The following is a 21,793-nucleotide window of genomic DNA, read 5'->3' on the forward strand; positions in this document are numbered from 1 at the left end:
TATAGCTAGCATTATGAGTGAGCTGTGTACCTATAATTACAGTTGTAGCTTCATCAAAAGGATTTCTACAATATCCGTTTTGTTCCATCCAGTTACATCAATTTGATATTCACCTTTTAACAGATCTGAAATGATTAAAATAAGAAAATACTCCAACCAGGCAGGATATCCTGAACCGCGACGGGTCATCAGATACACCTTATTCTGGTGCCAGTCCGGAAATGCAGAAATTCTGATTGATGAAAATATTTTCACCCTGGAAGCTGGGCAAGTTGTAACCATTACTTCAGGACAGTTTCATCAGTTAAAATCAGTAGAAGGTGAATTGACTGCATTGGAATTCACGCTGGATTTCTTCTGTAAAAACGATAGTGATATTGAGCTTATTTTCCACAACGGACTTTTCTGTCATTTTGGAATGAATGAAATGATCACTGTACAACATGCTGCATTTTTTACTGAAACGCTGAATGCTATTGAAAAAGAAATCCAGGAACAGCCTTACCAGTATCTGATCTCTATGCATTCTATGGTTGAATTGCTATTGGTAGAAATCAACCGCAGTAAAATCGCCAATGGTGATGAAATCTGGAAACCCGACGCTTTATTTTTAAAATTCCTTGAAAGGGTAAGAGATCATTTTCAAGACAATTTTCAGGTCTCCCATTTTGCTGATCTTCTCGGAACTACTGAAGCCAAACTGAATGAAGTTTCAAAACTTCACACCAACAAAACGGCTCAGAATGTGATCTATAGCCTGATCATTTCTGAAGCCAAAAGACTTTTACTCTATGAAAAACTGACCGTAAAAGAAATTGCTTACCAACTTGGTTTCAATGATCCCTTCTATTTTTCAAACTTCTTTAAAAAACATACTTCACGATCTCCTAAAGATTATCAGAAGGTGGTAAAGGAAATGTAAAAAAAAGTTTTAGCTGAAGAAAAAAACTTACAGCCTCTTATTAAGTCCCATCCTCCAGCTTACCTCTTCCCTCACATATTACATTCTTTTTCCGGAATTGTCTATTCTTTAGACGATGGCTTTCGCTGAACTTTGTACTGTAATTAAAACTTAAAAATTATACGTATGAAAACGCAACAGGATGCCGCCGTTTTTTTATTGAGAATTGCTTTGGCTACCGGATTTTTATCTGCAGTGGCAAGCAGACTGAATCTTTGGGGAGCACAATCTTCCGGTTGGAAAAATTTTGTTGATTATACTGCTGAAACCAATTCATTTTTGCCATCATCATGGGCAGTCATTATTGCTGTATTATCCACCATTGCTGAACTGTCAATCGGCATTCTGCTTCTTCTGGGTTTTCAGATAAAAAGAACAGCAAGGTACGCCTCTGTGCTCACTTTATTTTTTGCTTTAGCCATGAGCATTTCTTTTGGAATTAAAGAATCTCTGGACTATTCAGTCTTCGCATTCAGTGCCGGAGCATTTCTTCTGAGTACGTTTTCCCGTTACGAATGGAGTGTAGACCAGTTTTTACATCAATAATAATTAAAATTCAGATATCATGAACACCAACATCCACGATTACATCGTAAAAACAGAACAGAAAGAATGGCAGCCTTTAATTGAAAAAGGGATTCATTATGAAGGGATTTTTGTAAAATCTTTGAAATTTGATCCTGAAAAAAATCGTTCTACCAGTATTCTTTTAAAATTTGAACCGGGAACCAGCTATCCTTACCACAATCATCCTGCAGGAGAAGAATTGTTTATTATGGAAGGTGATGCAACGATTGCAGGAGCACGACTTGAAAGTGGTGATTATTTATACACCCCTCCAAATTTTAAACATTCTGTGAAATCAGAACAGGGCTGTACGATTCTTTTTATTGTACCGGAAGAAGTGGAAATACTGTAGGCTGATGACTATATAAAACCACAGTAAAAAAGTTTTTACTGTGGTTTCTTATAATTCAAAAAAATAGGGTTGGATTTATTTTAAAACTGTTTTATCAGGTGATATTGACCTGAAGTCTATTAGTGTTTTTTTCTTTCTTATAATATCCACTACAGTCTGTACTGAAAAGGTCAGAATAATATATAAGATGATAAGGACAGATACATATCCGATTTCATGTTGTCTGTATCCGAAAATTCCTTTTCCCCAGGAGATCAGAATCCATTGGATCATGTACATTGAAGTTAAATTTTTACTGCAGTATTTTAAGACACGCATAAAACCATTTTCTTTCATATTGGCAGTAATGGTATTGATCAGCCATAAAAACAGCAAAGTCCAGCCTGCAAAATAAATAACACCTCCAGGACCCATATGATAAAAACCATTGTAGTTATAATCTCCATACATAAAAACCAGTGGTGCCCCGATGGCAATGAACAACAGTCCTACGTAAAGCATATTTCTAAATATCTGTTGGATATCATAGTTCAGTTCCTGAAACCATTTCCCGAAAAACATTCCGATGATGATAAAGGCCATCCACGGGAAAACAGGGAAATAGACATAGGCAGGGTAATCGGTATTGAAAAGAAGATCCAGAACATAATTGATCACAGGATAATCAAGATTAAGCCCGCTTACCTCTCGGGAGATCAATGCAACGAATAAACCTATTGCCAGCATAATGTATTTATTTTTCACATATTCTCTGATAAATCCGACGAACAATAAAGACATTCCCGCCAGCTGTAAAATATCACCTAACTGCACCAGATACACATACTGCTGCTCTATAGGCGCATGCCATCCGTATTTTTGCATAAAATTATCGGGAGCAAAATTAAAAATCACAGGGATCATAAATTTCATAAAGTTCATAAAAAGACCGGCAAAAACCAATAAAACACCTCGCTTTAAAGCACTTGTAAGACTTTGATGGCTGGAAGTCATAAAGGTGATTCCCATACAGATCAGGAAAATGGAAGTTCCTCTTCCAAGAAATACAATAAAGCTGCCGAGAACTGTTTCATATTGTGATTTTATATTGGCATACACCAATAAGGTATGGATAATGATCATTCCGATGACACTTATCCCTTTTATTACATCCAGAGTAAGGATTCTTTTGTTTTGTTGTTCCATAGTTTTTAGTGGAGATTGTGGATTAGATGGATAAAATTATATTCATTTATTATACTTTTTATACTATATTTTTATTTATTCTAAATAAAAATCAAATATACAAATTAAAACCACTTTTTATAATATCTCAGTAAATTTTCATAAAATAGTAATACTTAAACATTTACTCCATAATTACAAAACAATTACGATCAGTATTTTTCATCGGTTCAAGAGCCCGGACCGTATGAAAATGGAACAGTTGATCCTTTTGATCTTTTAAGTAAAAAACTCTTCCGGAAGGAAGAGCTTCACCTAATTATGATAATTCTGATCACCAACTTTGTATTGATAGTATCATCATCACTAAATAACTATTAAAGATTACAGTCCCGAACCAAGCATTTTGATCCAGATAGATTGATACACCGGATTTTTAATACCCTCCACATGATAGGGATTGCCATGAGCAGCCTTATTTGGTTGCTGACCAATAGGCTGATCTAAAGCAAAAACATTTTCCGCAGGGATATGTAATGTTTTACAAATTTCTGCCAGCTCTGCTGCGGCCACTTCTTTCATATGATAGGTCGCAAAAACATTTTGGGATGGCGTCATCAGTTTTTGAGAATACCAGCCTGCAATTTTTCTTGTTTTTGAATCGCTGTAATCCCATCCTCCTGAAAAGCTGAGAACTCTCGCTACAGATTCATGCTGGGCAATAAATTCTGCCATTCCTCCTCCCTGTGATTGGCCAGCGATGGCAATCTTGCTCCAGACAGGTTTACCCGTGTTCTGATCAAGATACTGAGACCATACACCTTCTTTATCATTTTTCGACAAATACTGCAAAAGTTTTGTCAGGCGAGGGATAATGGCATCCTGATACTGATCCGGAATGGGCAGAAAAGTATTATCCCCATAAATACGTTTTCTACGGAATTCTGCAGCACAATCAACATTTTGACTCAAATAATCTCCTTTACAAACCTGTGAAACTCCAGGCATGCTCATAAATGAGAGGGCTATGATTCTATATCCCTGATCCAATGCGGTTTTAAAAAAACTTTGAGGAAAATGATCAGTTGAACCGCCGGTTCCGGTAAGCCACAACAATACCTTATTATTTTTAATGGCCTTGTTATAAAATACAATATGTGCACTGTCCCAATTCTTTACCGAAGGATCAGCTTCACTGGGTTTCACTTTGAGTGTTTTATATCCTGAAAAATCTATTGCAGGACTTCCCTTTTGTGCTGTCAGATTTACTGACGAACTTACTATAAACAACAAAATAAATATTGCAATAGCAGATAATGAAATCTTTTTTTCCATTAGTATTAAAATTATTTAACGGTTAAAATTCTATAAAGCACGGTAATCAGTTTACATTAAATCCCTAAAATAAAATCCACCCCCATTTGAGCATGCAACATTGTTGTATTGAATAAAGGGATCTTTATATCATCCTGTCCAACAATAAGTGGAAATTCAGTACATCCTAATATAATACCTTCAGCTCCCTTTGTTGCAAGAATGGCAACCTGATCCAATATGTACTTTTTTGTTTCTGGTTTCAAAATACCAAGAGACAGTTCTTTTTGTATGATCATGTGAAGTTTTTTTCTGTCTTCCTTTTTGTCAGGTACTATGACTTCAATATCGTAGTGATCCTTAAGAATTTTTGCAATAAATGGCTCCTCCATCGTAAATATTGTTCCGATAAGCCCAACCTTTCGAAGACTTTTCTTTCTAATGGCAGCTCCTGTTGCATCTCCGATATGCAGTATGGGAATCCTGCTATGGGCCTGCACATCATGATATACTTTGTGAGGGGTATTAGCACAAAACATGGCTGCAGTGGCTCCGCCTTGATATAATTGATCACAAGCTTCAATCAGCATTTCCGTTATTACATCCCAATGATCCGATTGCTGTAGTTGATGCATAGTATACTGATCAAGATTAACCAGTACAAGAGGAGGATTTGTATTATTACCAAAATGATCATTAATGGTCTGGTTCAGGTAAATATAATATTCCAGCGTGGAATGCCAGGAAAGACCTCCGATAAGACCTAATCTTCTTAACAGGGGACGATGAGAATAATTTCCGGAACTTTTATAATTGTTCATCATGAATCTGGTTTTTATGGGTAGTGCATTATCTAACTCTATCCGTTATAAAATATTGATCTGCCATCAATGTAAAAAGACAGTAAGAACTCATCATGAAAATCAGACCTTTACAGTTATATCTGAAATTCTTAGTAAGATTGAGAAAAAAAAGGGAAATACGAACAGTAAAGCCATACAACATGAATACATCATTTTGTATTCACGAGGAACCATCACTCACATACATTCATTTTTCTCAAAAAAAAATACACACTATCTCAAAATGCAATGCTCAAACGTTGATGATTCTCTACACATCATATAAAAGTTTATTTTTTGTGAAATAATTTTTTGTTGAAAATATTGAATAGTTTGTTGAAATACACGAATATTAATTCTCTCAACAGGAGCAAAATTCCAATATTGACCATACAGGATCAATAACTATGTGCTCATTTCTTCTATACGTTTTTATGACAAAGAGTAAAGTATTTTATTATTTAACTCACTTAAATGTGGTTTAATATATTCATATTTTTCTTAGATATTATGTATTTAATAAATAAAATACAGGTACACAATAACCACATGATGTATTTATGATGTATATGCAAAAACAATTACATCAGTAAACACCTACTATTTTTACACAGTCTCTCATATCTATTAAAACGAATGAAAATATTAACTTAACTTATTATATTATGAAAAAAAAATTATTACTGACTGGTTTGCTTACGACTTTTTCCCTGGTGGTGAAATCACAGGTGGGCATTAACACAGCTACCCCCACTGCAACTCTTGACGTGACTGCTAAAAACAGCACTGGTACAGGTTCATCCGTAGAAGGAATCCTTGTTCCAAGAGTAGACCGGCAAAAAGCGCAGAGTATGACCGGAGTTCCGGTATCCACCCTGATCTATGTAAACAGTATCGCTACTGGTACCAATACAGGCACTGCCCCTGAATATTGATGCTGTTGGCTATTATTATTATAATGGTACTGTTTGGACAAAGCTGACCAACCCAATTAATATCTATAATGCAGACGGTACCCTTACTGGTAACAGAACGGTAACCCAGGGAGCCAATACTTTAGCATTTACAGGAACGCAGGCCAATGCATTTTCAGTGGATGGCAATACTTTATCTGTGGATGCTGCCAATAATCGCGTAGGAATAGGAACAGTTTCTCCGACTAATAAACTGGTGGTAACTGGTACTAATGCCCAGCCTTCAGCAATGGGTACAGCCAATACCAATGCCACCTTCAGAGTGGATGGAGATACCAGCCATTCTTTGGATTTCGGAACCTATACCACCACTCCTTTCGGATCTTATATTTCCAGCCAGAACAAAGCATCTGCAACAACCCTTCCTTTGGTACTGAATCCAGGAGGAGGAAATGTGGGAATTGGAGTCAATGCTCCTACAAGTAAATTACATGTAGAAGGCAGCCAGTTGCTTAATGCTGCGGTTACCACAGCTCAGACTAAAAATGCGTTAGATATTAATGTTGGACAGGATGGCTTCAGTTTTGGTAACCGTGCAGAAAATTTCGGTATTAATATGAGGTCTTCTTCTTCAGCAGCTACAGGTCCCATTTCACGTATTAATTTTGGTGATGTTGCAACATCATCAGCAACAGGCAATCGTTACCTCTCTTTTAGTGTTGGCCAGACTCCTAACGAACTGATGTATCTTACAGATAGTAATTCCGGAAGAGTGGGAATAGGAACAACATCGCCTGCAACAAAACTCGATATTAATGGAAATCTGAGAATAGGAACGACTACGGGTACTAGCAGCTCCTCTAACGTATCAACTTTAGTAAGAGATAATACAACAGGAGAAGTGAAAGCAGTAACGTCACCTAATGGAAACCAGGCAATCTTAAATTCCATCGTCTACACCCTTTCTAACGTTAATGGGGATTTTATTAGTGATTATGATACCAAAATAAATGCAGCAGATTATACAGTAGTAGTGACAGGATGTTTTTTTGGCAACGCTTTGAATGTATCACAAAACCTCTATTCACCTTTAAATATCTATGCTTATATTAGTGGTACCACCTGGCGTTTGTATGCTGACTATCCGGGCACTACCTCACAGAATAATACCAATGGTACCTGGCAAATTTATTGTCTTGTAATCAACAATAGTATAATTAAAAATATTAATCCTGTAAGCCAAAACTTAGGAGGAAGTAGTACTGGAGTCGCACCAGGACAACCGGCAGGATTATAAAAATTCTGATAACTTATCCTGAGATTCACTATAAATAAACCGGAACAAAATTTTTGTTCCGGTTTATTTATACAATGGATTCTTAAATATCCTTTACTAGTATTTTTCCATATAATCACTTTTCTGTTTCTGTAAAGTCATTATTTTTCCATAAGAATTTTATTCCTGAAGACTAAACCATTGTGTTTTTCAGGTAGGAAAAGCTTTTCACGTAAGAAAGTATAAAATTGACAGTTTTTGACAGTGTATATAAGTCAGGTATTATAAAAATAGATATTCTAACCCTGACTACATTTTCTCTTCTCAATCATCATGATCTACGGGATTTCAGATGGCTGATGAGAACAAAATAAGATGGTAAAAATACTTACAAGGTATAATAACCGAATGAAGATGGTATTGACGAAAAACAGGTATTCCGAGGCAATAAACTTCACCCTATTTTTAAAATAAGAATATAGGATGGTAGATTACCCTTTATTTCATTAAAATTATTAATCTCTAAATCCATTACCTTCATTTTTACTTCATTCATCAGTGATTTAATTTATCAACAATTTTTCGTGATATTCTTCATTTTATCAACAGAAAATGTACATATGATGTATGATAGATGTATATATGTTGTAGCCATAATATATGCCACACACCGTACCAGGCACTATCTTTGCCCCCTGCAATCAACAAATAAGAACACAGATAAGTTTATGCTATTTATCCCCTAACTTCTCAATCTATAAGAAGCTTCTGCTTCCCTTTATAAAACAATTAATACAAAGAAAATACTAATCAATTATTACACATTATGAAAAAAAACCTATTACTCGCGGGATTGCTCACCACTTTTTCTATCGTAGCAAAATCGCAGGTGGGTATTAATACCGCAACACCTACCGCAACTCTGGATGTAACTGCTAAAAGCAGTACAGGTACAGGTTCTTCAGTTGAAGGACTGCTTATTCCAAGAGTAGACAGACAAAAAGCTCAGAGTATGGCCGCAGTTCCGGTATCCACATTAATTTATGTAAACAGTATCGCTACAGGTACCACCTCGGGTACTGCCGTGAATATTGATACTGTGGGCTATTATTATTATAATGGTACTGTATGGACCAAACTGAGCACTCCCGTTAATATTTATAACGCAGATGGCACCCTTACCGGTAACAGAACGGTAACCCAGGGAGCCAATACCTTAGCATTTACAGGAACACAAACCAATGCATTTTCAGTAAACGGGAAAAATTTCTCCGTAGATGCCGCGAATAGCAGAGTGGGAGTCGGTACTATAGCCCCTGCTTCATCCCTGTCTGTTCAAAACAGTCCGGGAGCTACGACCAGTACCATTTCTGCGGGAATTGAAAATTGTGGTGCTGCATGTCTGCAGGGAATAGCAAGAAATATTACGCTCTATAATTTAAATGGTACCGGCGGGCAGTTTGGTGAAATAGGATTTATCCCATCAACATCGGAAACAGGACTTTCCGGGGCCAGCATTACAGGGATTGACCGTGATGCAGCCAACAGCTATGCAGGGTTACAGTTTTCTACCAGAAATGCTACAGATTATGCAGCAAGACTTACGATCAAATCTTCCGGAAATGTGGGTATCGGGACAACAAACCCTACCAATAAACTCCAGATTGAATCAGGTACAAGCGGAGCTTTGAAAATTGTAGACGGCACACAGGGCACAGATAAAGTCTTAACCTCCGATGCCAATGGAGTGGCAACATGGAAGGTGTTGCCGGCTGCACCTGCATCTACCAATATCTATAACACGGATGGCACTCTTACAGGAAACCGTACTGTTACCCAGGGAGCTAATACCCTTGCATTTACAGGAACGCAGACCAATGCTTTTTCTGTAGATGGAACTACTTTATCAGTAGATGCGGCCAATGACCGTGTAGGGCTTGGTACTGCAGCACCTGATACCAAACTGACAGTGAGTACCCCGGATAATAGTTTTGGTATAAATCATACCAATGGTACAGTGAATCTGAAAACGTATATCGGAGGAGGAGTAGCCTCCGTGGGAACTACTACAGCAAACGACCTGAGATTTACAACGAATAATACTCAAAAAATGACTATTACTTCAGCAGGAGATGTAGGTATAGGTACGGTCACACCCGACACTAAGCTCACCATCAGTACAGGAGACAACAGCTTTGGATTGAATCATACCAATGGTACAGTGAATCTGAAAACGTATATCGGAGGAGGAGTTGGTTATGTGGGAACCACTACTCCAAATAATCTGAATCTGATGGCCAATAACGGTGCAAAAATGACCATTACTCCTGCAGGGAATATAGGTGTAGGAATCAATACTCCGGATAGTTCAGCTTTGCTGGATCTCAATGCCACCAATAAAGGCCTTTTATTGCCTAGAGTATCCCTGTCATCCACATCCGATGCCAGTACTGTTCCTTCCCCGGCCACCGGACTTATGGTCTATAATAACAATTCATCCATGTCACCTCAGGGCACGGGAGTTTATTATAACGGAGGGACTCCGGCAGCCCCGGATTGGGGGAAAATAGGCCCGGTTTCAAAAATGTATTTTAAATACTATACTTTTACAAACCCGAACGGGGATTTCATTGCTAATTTTGATACCAAAATACCTGTTTCTTCCTATACGGCTATTGTGGTGGGATTTGATAGTAATAATCACAGTCAGATCACTGCCGGCTTTAAAAATGCTTCCACTAATTTTGATTTTCAGGCACCGGATATTTATACTTTCCAGCAAAATGGTACGTGGAGGATTTATGCTGATGTTCCTAACGCAACTACTACATCAGGCAGTTCATTCGCATGGGGAATCAGAGTACTGATTATTTCCAACGAACAAATGACCACTCTGAGTACTGATAGCTATAACCTTGGGGGCAGCAATACCGGAGCCGCAACAGCATCTCCTGTTCCTTAGTAGTAACAAAAGATGTAAGTCAGCTGGAATATATTCCTGATCAATACTCCTCAAAAATATTTTTGAGGAGTATTTTTTATTAAGCCTGATTGATTATTACGATCTGAGTGCCACATGATCATCTATCTTACTCATTTCAGACTTACACTGCGCAAATAATTATTGTATAAAGGAAGACAGTATTTTCATGTTGTAAATGTATCCTCTATGACACCATCATTGTCAACGAGTCTATAGAATCCTATTCTTTAAAAAAAGTAAATAAATTTCTTTCAGTAGTGATCCAGAGCCTTTCACCAGGCATTTCAGACCACTACATTCTATGATTTAAATAAAAAAACACAAAATAAATATTAATTAATTATTTCACGAAACAATGATAAAACAATGTAAAAAATACACCATTTAAAACCAAAAGATGTATTTAAAATATACGTATGATGTACCTATGTTGTATGCATGATGTATTTCAAAAACATATTACAAGCTGAAATAAATTTATTTTTGTTAAGGATTTTATGAATATTATTTTGTTTTAATAATTGAGATAATGGTACGAAAAACAAAATACCAATTCAACCCAGCTTAAAAAAACTAATAACGGGATTGATAGAATATAAAACGATGGAACACAAAAAATTCATGACAATCAATAGAATGTAAAGGATACTTTATTGATATAATGAAGCCCTCAAAAAAAGAAGTTTAATTTATTTTAATCTTAATTTCTTATATATTATGAAAAAAAATTTATTACTAGCAGGCTTGTTGACCACCTTTTCTCTGGTGGCAAAATCACAAGTGGGGATTAATACCAGTAATCCTCAGGGGATATTTAATATTGACGGATTAAAAAATAATCCGACAACAGGGGTACCCAGTACAGCTCAGGCTACGGACGACTTTGTCGTGACATCTAACGGCAATGTGGGAGTAGGCACAGTATCACCTACTAATAAACTGGTGGTAACGGGCGTTAATGCTCAACCCTCAGCCTTGGGTACCGTTAATACTAATGCTGCACTTAGAGTTGATGGAAATACCAATCATGCCCTGGATTTCGGAACCTATACCAACTCTCCTTTTGGATCCTATATTTCAAGTCAGAACAAAACGGCTGCCACAGGTCTTCCTTTAGTATTAAACCCTGTGGGAGGAAATGTAGGGATTGCTATAGACTCTCCCGGAACAACTCTGGATGTGAACGGAGCGATTACCAACCGTGAAACTGCTTTAGCTGTTGCGGGTAATGCTGTTACTATTCCTGCCAATATAAGCCAGGTACAGCTTACCGGTGCTGCTACGGCAACCGTTACAATTACAGCGCCTACTGCTCCCAATGCAGGTCAGCGAATTATTGTGTATAACAACACAACAGGAGGTTTTGGTGCCTCATTGGGTGGGGTTACCATTCCTAATGGCAAAGCTTTGGAATATGTATACAGTAATTCAGGATGGAGGTCTACGGATGGCGGATCTGTAGGAGCCACTCCGGTAAATCTCTATACAGCAGACGGCACTCTTACGGGAAACAGAACGGTGACCCAGGGAGCTAATACCCTGACATTTACAGGAACGCAGACCAATGCATTTTCCGTAGATGGCAGCACCTTATCCGTAGACGCTGCCAATGACCGTGTAGGTCTTGGTACTACAACACCTGATACCAAACTAACGATCAGTACTCCTGATAACAGTTTCGGTATAAATCATACCAATGGTACGGTTAATCTGAAAACATTTATCGGAGGAGGAGTGGCTACTTTAGGTACCAGTACGGCTAATGATCTGAGATTGATGACCAATAATAGCCAAAAAATGACTGTTACTTCAGGTGGAAATGTTGGAATAGGAACAACAACTCCTACAAATAAGCTTGTGGTAGCCGGCGTCAATGCCCAGCCTTCTGCATTGGGTATAGCCAGTACCAACGCTACATTTAGAGTTGATGGGAGCAGCAACCATGCTCTGGACTTCGGGACTTATGCTAATTCTCCTTTTGGATCTTATATTTCCAGTCAGAACAAAGCGTCTGCCACAGGTCTTCCTTTAATATTAAATCCGGTAGGCGGCAATGTTGGGGTAGGCACCAATGCTCCTGATAACTCAGCTTTGCTGGATCTTACTGCTACCAACAGAGGTTTTTTGTTACCAAGAGTATCATTAACATCAACAACAGATGGGGCTACTGTTCCTGCACCTGCAAAAGGACTTATTGTTTACAATTCCAACACGACATTAACTCCTTACGGGGAAGGGTTTTATTATAATTCAGGAACTTCCGGAGCACCTAATTGGGCAAAGCTTGCTCCTCAGACCACTGATTTTCAACTTTTGGGAGTTTTTAGCGGTACTGCAACTGGTCCGGTAAATCAGTTAGCAACAGGAAATGGTGTTACTGTAGATAATATAGATTTGGGATTGTCTGTTTCCGTTACAGTTCCTGCCAATAGCACCGCTAAAATTGTTGTAGATTATAATGTTCCGGTGGGCAGTACAAATACAGTTGGAGCTGAACTTGGTTATTATGGTGTGCGTTTTCTCAGAAACGGGGTAGAAGCGCCTGCAGGCTCTAGAAAATATACAATTCCTGACGGAGATAATGGTTCTCAAATGGTTTCTACTGTTGGAAAATATTCAGAGTCCTTTAATAACACCAGCGCTTCCCCTGTTACAATAACCTACACTTTAAATGGATATGCTGAAAGTACAAATCATCCCATCAGATTTAATATGTGGGCATCGTCAGGAGATAATTTTAACTGGGGTGTGGGCTCAATATCTGCGACAGCTTTTGCTAAAGATAATTAATACAAAAAAGATTAATAATTAGTATAAAGGTCTTTTGAAGGAAACTTCAGGAGGCCTTTTTTATTTAATCGATTCAATAAATATAGTATTTAAACTTATTATCCCTGTACTAAATAGCCGGATTAATGATTAACAAAGGTTTTCTTATTGATAACCCTTCGACAGGCTCAGGGTGACAACCCGGATACTGACTGAAATTTTTAAGCGTTATGAGACTGAGCTGCAGAGGCTATGATTATTAAAAAACGGATAGGTTAATCGCTTTATAAGAGGCTATTGGGTTTTACTTTTGAGGATAAATTTATATCAGATCCCTTGAAAAGGTAAAAAGCAATACAAGATGATTGAAGATTTACATCAACCGAAACTAATTACTAAATATATAAAAACAGATATAAGCCCTGTCAATTATCTATAAGAGACTTAAGAAATTGATAGAGGTCTACGTCTGATCCGAGGTTGAGTTTTTTTCTCAATCTGCTTTTCTTTATTTGTACGGATCTGTGCTGCATAAAAGTAAACTCAGCGATATCTTTGGAAGAGAAACCTAGCCAGATTAAAGCACAGAACATCAGATTGTCTTTGGTTAAATCGGGATTAATTGCCAATAGTTTTTGAGAAACATTCGGATACACTTCATGAAACTTTTCCAAAAAACTAATATCATTATTTTTAGCCAACTGAATTAAGTCTTCATGTACTCCTGAAATTCTTCTCTCCAGCACTTTGGTTTCATCTTCTTTTCTGGAAATGATTTCTTTGCTTTCCAGGATCACTTTCTTCTTTTTATTATTCTGATAATATAAATAAGCCAGTAATACCAACCCTATAGCAATAACAATGCTGCTATAGATGAATATCGTTTTTTTAAGCGCTTTTTTTTCTTCTGTTTTTTCTTTTTCAATTGTTTTGATAGACAGCTCTACTCCTTTGGTTTGTGAGTTTTCCAGACTGTCTTTTAATTTTATATAATACTCCAGATATTCTTTCTCCTTTTCTAAATTACCGGATTTTTTATAGCATGATATTAAAAGCTTATATATATTTTCAGAATGCCCAATATTTGTTAATTTTTTATTGTATTCAAGAGCTTTATCTAAATATACGATTGCCTTTTCATAATTTTTTTCTTTAAAAAAATATTGTGCATAGTAATAGTAAAAAACAGATATCTGATAACTATTGGGTCCATGTTTCTTTTTGTTTATGATATCCATGCCCTGCTCCAGATAGGTTTTAGCGGCATCCTGGCTGGGCTGATATTCGATATAATGATTGGCAATTTGAGAGGTTGTATTTAAACTTTCATATAATAGAGAAGATTGTTTTAAATAATAGAGCGCAGAATCCAGATCTTTTTTTTCATAAAGAAAATCAGCTCTTGTAGTATACACGTAAGATAAAAATTTACCCTTTCTATCCTTATCCTCAATTTTATTTCCATAATAGCATCCTTTAGAATTATACTTCAGACCTGTATCGTACAGTTTCATGGTATAATAAGCCTGTGAATATTCCTGATAAAGCTTAGCAATTGTAAAAAAATCGATATCACCTTCGTTTTCATGCAGCAGACTTTCTGCTATATTCAGGTTTTTTATACTTTCTTCTCCATTTCCTAAATTCCAGCATTGATTGGCAATATTAATGTGAGCCCAAATAATTCCCCTCGCATAATTTTCTTTTTCCATTTTTTCCAGCATCCCCTTATTCCAAAGAATAATTTTTTCTCTGGGAATATTCTTTTTCCCCATTTCTTTAGGGGTATTCAAAAGAATTGAATCATACTTTTTATACTTAAGATCCTGGGGAAACAGCAGTACAGATGAGAAAAAAAGCCCAACTGTAAATAAAAATTGAAATATGGATTGAAAGCATTTCATGACATGCTAAAATAAAAATAATTTCATAAAAAAACATTAAATTAATTAAATACAGAACATATTTTATATATATAAATATTTTTCGAAAACATATTGATTTATTAAAGCATTTACTAAAAGTATATACGTAAAAAAGCCGCTTTAAACGTTGGTTTAAAGCGGCTTTAGATTATATATTATTTATTAAAACAATACTTATTTTACTTCTTCGAAGTCTGCATCCTGTACATCTTCAGCTCCGGCGTTTCCACCAGGGTTCTGAGCACCTGCTGCATCAGCACCTGGCTGCTGACCAGCTGCGTATAATTCTTCAGAAGCGGCCATCCATGCTGCATCTAACGCTTCAGTTTTAGCTTTTACGTCATCAGCATTTTTAGCTTCGAAAGCTGTTTTTAATTCTGCATGAGCTGTTTCTATGGCTGCTTTTTTGTCAGCAGAAAGTTTCTCACCGAATTCTTTCAATTGCTTCTCAGTCTGGAAGATTAATCCGTCTGCTTTATTGAAGATTTCAACTTCTTCTTTTCTCTTAGCATCCGCTGCAGAGTTTTCCTGAGCTTCTTTCTTCATTCTTTCGATTTCTTCGTCAGAAAGACCTGAAGAAGCCTGGATTTTGATAGACTGCTCTTTACCAGTTCCTTTATCTTTAGCAGATACACTTAGGATACCGTTAGCATCAATATCGAATGTTACTTCAATTTGAGGAACTCCTCTTGGTGCTGGTGGGATATCCTGAAGATCGAATCTACCGATTTCCTTATTATCATTGAACATTGGTCTTTCCCCCTGTCCTACTCTGATGCTTACTGCTGGCTGGTTGTCAGAAGCTGTAGAGAATACTTCAGATTTTTTAGTTGGAATGGTAGTGTTCGCTTCAATAAGTTTTGTGAATACAGAACCCATTGTTTCGATACCTAAAGAAAGTGGAGTAACGTCAAGTAATAATACATCTTTTACATCACCTGTCAATACACCTCCCTGGATTGCTGCACCAATAGCTACAACCTCATCCGGGTTTACTCCTTTAGATGGTTTTTTACCGAAGAATTTTTCTACTTCTTCCTGGATGATCGGGATTCTTGTAGAACCACCTACCAGGATTACTTCGTCGATATCAGAAGTTGATAAACCAGCATCTTTTAATGCTTTAGCAACAGGCTCCATAGATCTTCTTACAAGATCAGCAGATAATTGCTCGAATTTAGCTTTTGTTAAAGTCTTCACTAAGTGTTTAGGACCTGTAGCAGTAGCTGTGATATATGGCAAGTTGATCTCAGTCTGAGGAGAAGAAGATAATTCAATTTTCGCTTTTTCAGCAGCTTCTTTTAATCTTTGAAGAGCGATTGCGTCAGCTTTTAAATCTACCCCTTCTTCAGCTTTGAACTCGTCAGCCATCCAGTTGATGATCACATCATCAAAGTCATCACCTCCTAAGTGCGTATCACCGTTTGTAGACAATACTTCGAATACACCATCTCCTAAATCAAGGATAGAGATATCGAAAGTACCACCTCCAAGGTCATATACTGCGATTTTCTGATCTTTATGGTTTTTATCAAGACCGTAAGCTAATGCTGCAGCTGTAGGCTCGTTGATAATTCTTTCTACTTTAAGACCTGCAATTTCACCTGCTTCTTTAGTAGCTTGTCTTTGTGCATCGTTGAAGTATGCAGGAACAGTAATTACCGCTCTTGTTACTTCCTGTCCAAGATAATCTTCAGCAGTTTTCTTCATTTTCTGAAGCGTCATTGCAGAAATTTCCTGTGGAGTATATTCTCTATCGTCGATTTTTACTTTTACTGTATCGTTTGGTCCGGCAACTACTTTATAAGGTACTCTTGTGATTTCAGAAGCATCATCTTTAAAGTGAGTTCCGATAAATCTTTTGATAGAGTAAACAGTTTTCGTTGGATTCGTTACAGCTTGTCTTTTTGCAGGATCACCTACTTTTCTTTCTCCATCTTCCGTAAAAGCTACGATAGAAGGAGTAGTTCTCTTACCTTCTGCGTTAGGAATAACAACAGGGTCTTTACCCTCCATTACAGCAACACAAGAGTTGGTTGTTCCTAAGTCAATTCCAATTATTTTACTCATAATATTTTATATTTTTTCTATTTTTAATTTAATTTACACTCTCAATTTCTCAATATCTGTACCATTCGGAAAATTATGACAAAATGACACAATAAAAACAAAAACCTCGATAAAATGGGGTTTTATATGATTTAATATGGAAATTATTTCCTACAAGATTTTATCAGAATGCCATAAATAAGCCATCTGGTATTTTCAAAGTTATTTAATTTTTTTCTTGCAGCTTTCTATATATAGATGCCATAAATGATCGTAGCTCATCGTAAAGAGTCTATCATTTTCTTCATAAAAAGAAGATCTCATTAATATCAATACCGTAAAAACACATTGATTATCAATATGATTATTATTAATCCAACAGATTAATTCACCAATCTTTAAAAATTAATCAAAGTTTAACCTAAGAAATAGAGGAAGAGTCTTTACGAATGATTATTTTTGATAAAATATACACATTTAGAATGTCAATACACTTTAATCCACGAGATATCACATGGCTTGCCTTTAATGAAAGAGTTTTGCAGGAAGCTATGGATGAAAAAGTTCCCTTACATTTAAGAATTCGTTTCCTTGGAATTTTCTCCAACAATTTAGATGAATTTTTCAGAGTACGTGTTGCCGGATTAAAGCGTGCCATGGATTTTAAGGAAAAAGTGATTGCTGAATCTTTCTACCAGCCACCCTCCAAAATCCTTCAGCGAATTAATGAAGTTGTGATGAAACAACAGCTGAATTTCGATAAAACCTGGAAAAAAATCCAGACCGAAATGGCCGACCATAAGGTTTTTATTAAGAATGCCAAAAATCTCACTTCAAAACAAAAAGAATTTGTCAGACAATATTTCGATGAAGTGGTAGAATCCAATGTGATTCCGATTCTTCTTCATGAAAATACTCCTATGCCTTATCTGAGAGACAAAAGTCTTTATCTGGGAGTGGCCATGAGAAAAAAAGACTGGCAGTATTCCAGCAATTATGCCATTATTGAAATTCCTTCCCGTTTTGTGGGAAGATTCGTATTGCTGCCAACGGAAGATCCGGAAGAAAAAAATGTCATGTTGCTGGAAGATGTGATTACCTTTAACCTTCCGCACATTTTCTCTTATTTCGGATATGATGAATTTGCGGCCAATGCTTTTAAAGTAACAAAAGATGCCGAACTGGATCTGGATAATGATATCAGAACCAATTTTGCAGAAAAAATAGAAAAAGGACTTAAAAACAGAAGAAAAGGAAAGCCTACCCGTTTTGTTTTTGATAAAGATATGGATAAGGCTTTGCTGGAACTCCTTATCAGAAAACTGAACTTAACCAAAAAAGACAGCATCATTCCCGGAGGAAAAATTCATAATTTCAAACATTTCATGGATTTTCCTGATGTTTTTGAAAAGTATGAAAGACCTGTGGAAAGAACCTCTTTTACGCATCAGGCGTTTGAACATGGGGAAAGGGTAACTGATGTTATTTTAAAAGAAGATGTACTCCTTACCTTCCCTTACCACAAGTACAATCCGGTGATTGATCTTCTCCGTGAAGCCGCTATGGATCCGGATGTAAAATCAATACAAATTACAGCATACCGTCTGGCAAGCAGTTCAAAAATCATCAATGCCCTGATCTACGCGGCCAGAAATGGTAAAGAAGTGACTGTAATGCTGGAATTGCAGGCAAGATTTGATGAAGAATCCAATCTGGAGTGGAAAGACATGCTGGAACCGGAAGGAATTACCGTGCTTGTAGGAATTCCTAATAAAAAAGTACACGCCAAACTTTGTGTCATCAAAAAGAGAGCACACAATAAAACCATACAATATGGCTTTGTAAGTACAGGAAATTTCAACGAAAAAACAGCCAGAATATATGGGGATCATCTGCTGCTGACTGCAGACCGTGGCATTATGGCAGATATCAATAAAGTCTTCAATGTATTGAAAAAACCGAAAGATGACTTTATTCCTGTTTTGAAAACTTGTAAAAATTTATTAGTTTGCCCTCAGTTTATGCGTGAAAAGATTGTTCACCATATTGATAAAGAAATCGAAGAAGCTAAGGCTGGGCGAAAAGCGGAGATCATTGTTAAAGTCAACTCTATGAGTGACCGTTCTCTGATTGAAAAAATATATGAAGCTGCCAAAGCCGGAGTAGTGACCAGAATGATTGTAAGGGGAATCTATTGTGCCGTCAATCAAAAGGAGTTTAAAGAAAAAATAAAAGCCATCAGTATTGTAGACGAATACCTGGAACATGCCAGAGTTATGTATTTTTACAATAAGGGGGCTGAAGATATGTACATTTCTTCCGCAGACTGGATGACCAGAAACCTGGATTACAGAATTGAAGCAGCCGCTAAAATCACTGATAAGAATCTTAAGAAGGAATTAAAAGATATTCTGGATATCCAACTTAAAGATAACGTAAAAGCAAGGATTTTAGACAAAAAGCTGAGCAATGAATACGTAAGAAATGATAAAAACGAATGCCGATCACAAATAGAAACCTATAAATATTTAAAAGCTAAAACAAGCAAGAAATGAAGATAGCAGCGATAGACATAGGGAGTAATGCAGCCCGCCTTCTTATCAATGAAGTAAAGATAAACAACAGAAAGCCTGAATTCATCAAGCTCAACCTTCTCAGAATTCCTCTGAGACTGGGAATGGATGTTTTTACCATCGGAAAAATAGGTCCGGAAAGAGAAAAAATGGTCATTGATTCCATGAAAATATTCAGTGACCTGATGAAAATATACAAAGTAGATCATTACAGAGCCTGTGCTACCAGTGCCATGCGTGATGCTGCCAATGGTAATGAAATTATCAATCTGGTGAAAGATACCTCAGGAATTAATATCGAAATTATTTCCGGTGATGAAGAAGCTACCCTGATCTATGAAAATCATGTAGCAGAAGGTCTTGATAAAGAATTTGCCTATCTATATATTGACGTTGGTGGAGGTTCTACAGAGCTTACCTTCTATGAAAATGGTAAAATGGTTTACGAAAAATCTTTCAACATCGGAACGATCCGTCTTCTCAATAATCTTGTGACAATGGATAACTGGAAAGAGATGAAAGATGAGATCAAAAAAAATATTGTCAGCAAGAAACCCATTGTTGCCATCGGGTCAGGAGGAAATATCAACAAAGTATTCTCTATGAGTAAAACCAAAGACGGAAAACCGATGTCTCTGTCTCATCTGAAAAAAGTTTATAAGGAATTCAATGAACTTTCCGTAGAAGAAAGAATGACCAACTATAACCTTAGAGAAGACCGTGCTGATGTACTGGTACATGCACTGGGCATCTTCAACAATGTGATGTCATGGTCTGACATCAACAAAATTTTTGTTCCAAAAATTTCCGTAGCAGATGGATTGATCCATAATATTTACAGTCAGCTGCGACATAAAAAATAACAGCCAACAATACCATTGAAAGCCAGCCATTTTTGAGCTGGCTTTTTTATTTCAAAAACATTTCCCATGTCATTGCGAACAGGCTGAAGGTCTGCGAACATGGTTCATACGTGACGAAGCAATCTTTATTATTAAGTTTTGGCTAAAGCCAATAAGAAGATGGCTCATTTTTTAAGGCGGGCTAAAGCACACCCCTATTGAATTTTAATAACAACTACTTTTTACTTTTTACTTTTTACTTTTTACTTTTAATTAAAAAAAATCCTAATTTTAAAGTAAAACCCCATCCCCATCCGTCATACCCATATCAATAGCAAAGCAATGAACCCAATCAAAATAATTCTTACCGGAGCTACAGGAATGGTAGGCGAAGGTGTTTTAATGGAATGTCTTGAAAATGCAGATGTTTCTGAAATCCTCAGCATAAGCAGAAAACCCTCCGGGAAAGTGCATCCCAAGCTGAAAGAGTATCTGGTTCCAGACTTTCTTTCGCTCGATCTGAATGATGAAAAATTAAAAGGATATGATGCCTGTTTTTTCTGTGCCGGCATCAGCAGCATAGGTATGAACGAAGAAGAATACACCAAAATTACTTACGATACAACGCTTCATTTTGCAAAAGCCGTTTTGAATCAAAACCCTGAAATGGTATTCAACTATGTTTCCGGGGCAAGTACAGACAGTACGGAGAGTGGAAAACTGATGTGGGCGCGTGTAAAGGGCAGAACAGAAAATGATTTGAAAAGAATGAATTTCAGAGGAGTTTATAATTTCCGTCCCGGATTTATGAAACCTGTTGAGGGTCAAATCAATGTAAAATGGTTTTTTAAACCTTTTATTTGGATTTTTCCTGTTTTTTTTCAGTCAAAATCATTAACTTTACACGAAGTGGGTAGAGCAATGATCAATGTGACACAAAAAGGATACCCTACATCTACTTTAGAAATTAGAGATATTAAAAATTTAGCGCTATGAGAGACATGTTAAAAAGAATTGTTCTGGTTATTTTTGTACTCTTGCTTGTGACTGCTGTTTCAGGATATTTTTATATGCAGAAACATCCTTTGGAAGGAAATAAATCAGGAACGATTTTAAATTTTTCAGGAAAATCAGGTAAATAATTTCATTCTATAGTTTCTCATTCAAATATAATTTTATCTTTTATCGGAAATAAACCTATTTTTTAAACATTTCTTAAAATTCCATTAAAATAGTTGCGAAACATAAAGTTCATTTTTGTA

At 36.6% G+C, this 21,793-nt stretch carries 16 protein-coding genes; 11 read left to right on the top strand and 5 right to left on the bottom strand.

Annotation, left to right across the window (positions count from 1 at the left end; genetic code table 11):
• Positions 1-130 precede the first annotated feature (130 nt).
• The 3 genes from RAH34_RS01620 to RAH34_RS01630 all read left to right on the top strand — a co-directional run bounded on the left by RAH34_RS01620 (position 131) and on the right by RAH34_RS01630 (position 1,880).
• Positions 131-922, top strand: a complete 792-nt coding sequence (locus RAH34_RS01620) for an AraC family transcriptional regulator (protein ID WP_306594940.1) — start codon at positions 131-133, stop codon at positions 920-922.
• 165 nt (positions 923-1,087) lie between these two features.
• Complete coding sequence (locus RAH34_RS01625) at positions 1,088-1,507, top strand: DoxX family membrane protein (protein ID WP_306594941.1); 420 nt, start codon at positions 1,088-1,090, stop codon at positions 1,505-1,507.
• A gap of 19 nt (positions 1,508-1,526) precedes the next feature.
• Positions 1,527-1,880, top strand: a complete 354-nt coding sequence (locus tag RAH34_RS01630) for a cupin domain-containing protein (RefSeq protein ID WP_306594942.1) — start codon at positions 1,527-1,529, stop codon at positions 1,878-1,880.
• Between the two features lie 75 nt (positions 1,881-1,955).
• Here the strand turns inward: RAH34_RS01630 and RAH34_RS01635 are convergent, their stop codons facing one another.
• The 3 genes from RAH34_RS01635 to RAH34_RS01645 form a co-directional block, all read right to left on the bottom strand.
• Positions 1,956-3,065, bottom strand: a complete 1,110-nt coding sequence (locus tag RAH34_RS01635; RefSeq protein WP_306594943.1) for a heparan-alpha-glucosaminide N-acetyltransferase domain-containing protein — start codon at positions 3,063-3,065, stop codon at positions 1,956-1,958.
• A 363-nt stretch (positions 3,066-3,428) separates the two neighbouring features.
• Entirely contained in the window at positions 3,429-4,379 is a 951-nt protein-coding gene (locus RAH34_RS01640) for a hypothetical protein (RefSeq protein WP_306594944.1), read from the bottom strand.
• 56 nt (positions 4,380-4,435) lie between these two features.
• Positions 4,436-5,182 (bottom strand): aspartate/glutamate racemase family protein, encoded by a 747-nt coding sequence (locus RAH34_RS01645; protein WP_306594945.1) that lies wholly within the window; start codon positions 5,180-5,182, stop codon positions 4,436-4,438.
• 683 nt (positions 5,183-5,865) lie between these two features.
• Between RAH34_RS01645 and RAH34_RS01650 the strand changes: the two genes are divergently transcribed.
• From RAH34_RS01650 to RAH34_RS01665, 4 genes are all read left to right on the top strand, one after another.
• Positions 5,866-6,135, top strand: coding sequence for a hypothetical protein (locus RAH34_RS01650; protein ID WP_306594946.1), 270 nt, complete (start codon positions 5,866-5,868; stop codon positions 6,133-6,135).
• 157 nt (positions 6,136-6,292) lie between these two features.
• Complete coding sequence (locus RAH34_RS01655) at positions 6,293-7,411, top strand: hypothetical protein (RefSeq protein ID WP_306594947.1); 1,119 nt, start codon at positions 6,293-6,295, stop codon at positions 7,409-7,411.
• Between the two features lie 805 nt (positions 7,412-8,216).
• Positions 8,217-10,352, top strand: a complete 2,136-nt coding sequence (locus RAH34_RS01660; protein ID WP_306594948.1) for a hypothetical protein — start codon at positions 8,217-8,219, stop codon at positions 10,350-10,352.
• A gap of 738 nt (positions 10,353-11,090) precedes the next feature.
• The gene (locus RAH34_RS01665; protein ID WP_306594949.1) at positions 11,091-13,163 is read left to right on the top strand and encodes a hypothetical protein; all 2,073 of its coding nucleotides are present in this window, start codon (positions 11,091-11,093) and stop codon (positions 13,161-13,163) included.
• Positions 13,164-13,567: 404 nt separating this feature from the next.
• Here RAH34_RS01665 and RAH34_RS01670 read toward each other — a convergent pair whose 3' ends face one another.
• The gene (locus tag RAH34_RS01670) at positions 13,568-14,917 is read right to left on the bottom strand and encodes a LuxR C-terminal-related transcriptional regulator (protein ID WP_306594950.1); all 1,350 of its coding nucleotides are present in this window, start codon (positions 14,915-14,917) and stop codon (positions 13,568-13,570) included.
• Between the two features lie 324 nt (positions 14,918-15,241).
• The gene (gene dnaK / locus RAH34_RS01675) at positions 15,242-17,137 is read right to left on the bottom strand and encodes a molecular chaperone DnaK (RefSeq protein ID WP_114820264.1); all 1,896 of its coding nucleotides are present in this window, start codon (positions 17,135-17,137) and stop codon (positions 15,242-15,244) included.
• Between the two features lie 461 nt (positions 17,138-17,598).
• Here dnaK and ppk1 point away from each other — a divergent pair, with 461 nt between their 5' ends.
• The 4 genes from ppk1 (at position 17,599) to RAH34_RS01695 (ending at position 21,673) form a co-directional block, all read left to right on the top strand.
• Entirely contained in the window at positions 17,599-19,671 is a 2,073-nt protein-coding gene (gene ppk1 / locus RAH34_RS01680) for a polyphosphate kinase 1 (RefSeq protein WP_306594951.1), read from the top strand.
• Positions 19,668-20,552: an exopolyphosphatase gene (locus RAH34_RS01685; protein WP_306594952.1), complete on the top strand. Its 885-nt coding sequence runs from the start codon at positions 19,668-19,670 to the stop codon at positions 20,550-20,552. Before ppk1 ends, RAH34_RS01685 begins: the two co-directional genes overlap by 4 nt.
• Positions 20,553-20,873: 321 nt before the next feature.
• A complete protein-coding gene (locus RAH34_RS01690) occupies positions 20,874-21,527 on the top strand; it encodes an NAD-dependent epimerase/dehydratase family protein (RefSeq protein WP_306594953.1) in 654 nt (217 codons plus the stop codon).
• A complete protein-coding gene (locus RAH34_RS01695) occupies positions 21,524-21,673 on the top strand; it encodes a hypothetical protein (protein WP_156106575.1) in 150 nt (49 codons plus the stop codon). Before RAH34_RS01690 ends, RAH34_RS01695 begins: the two co-directional genes overlap by 4 nt.
• Positions 21,674-21,793: the final 120 nt, after the last annotated feature.

The sequence above is a fragment of the Chryseobacterium sp. WLY505 genome, from assembly GCF_030846215.1.
In the GTDB taxonomy this organism is placed as follows: domain Bacteria; phylum Bacteroidota; class Bacteroidia; order Flavobacteriales; family Weeksellaceae; genus Chryseobacterium.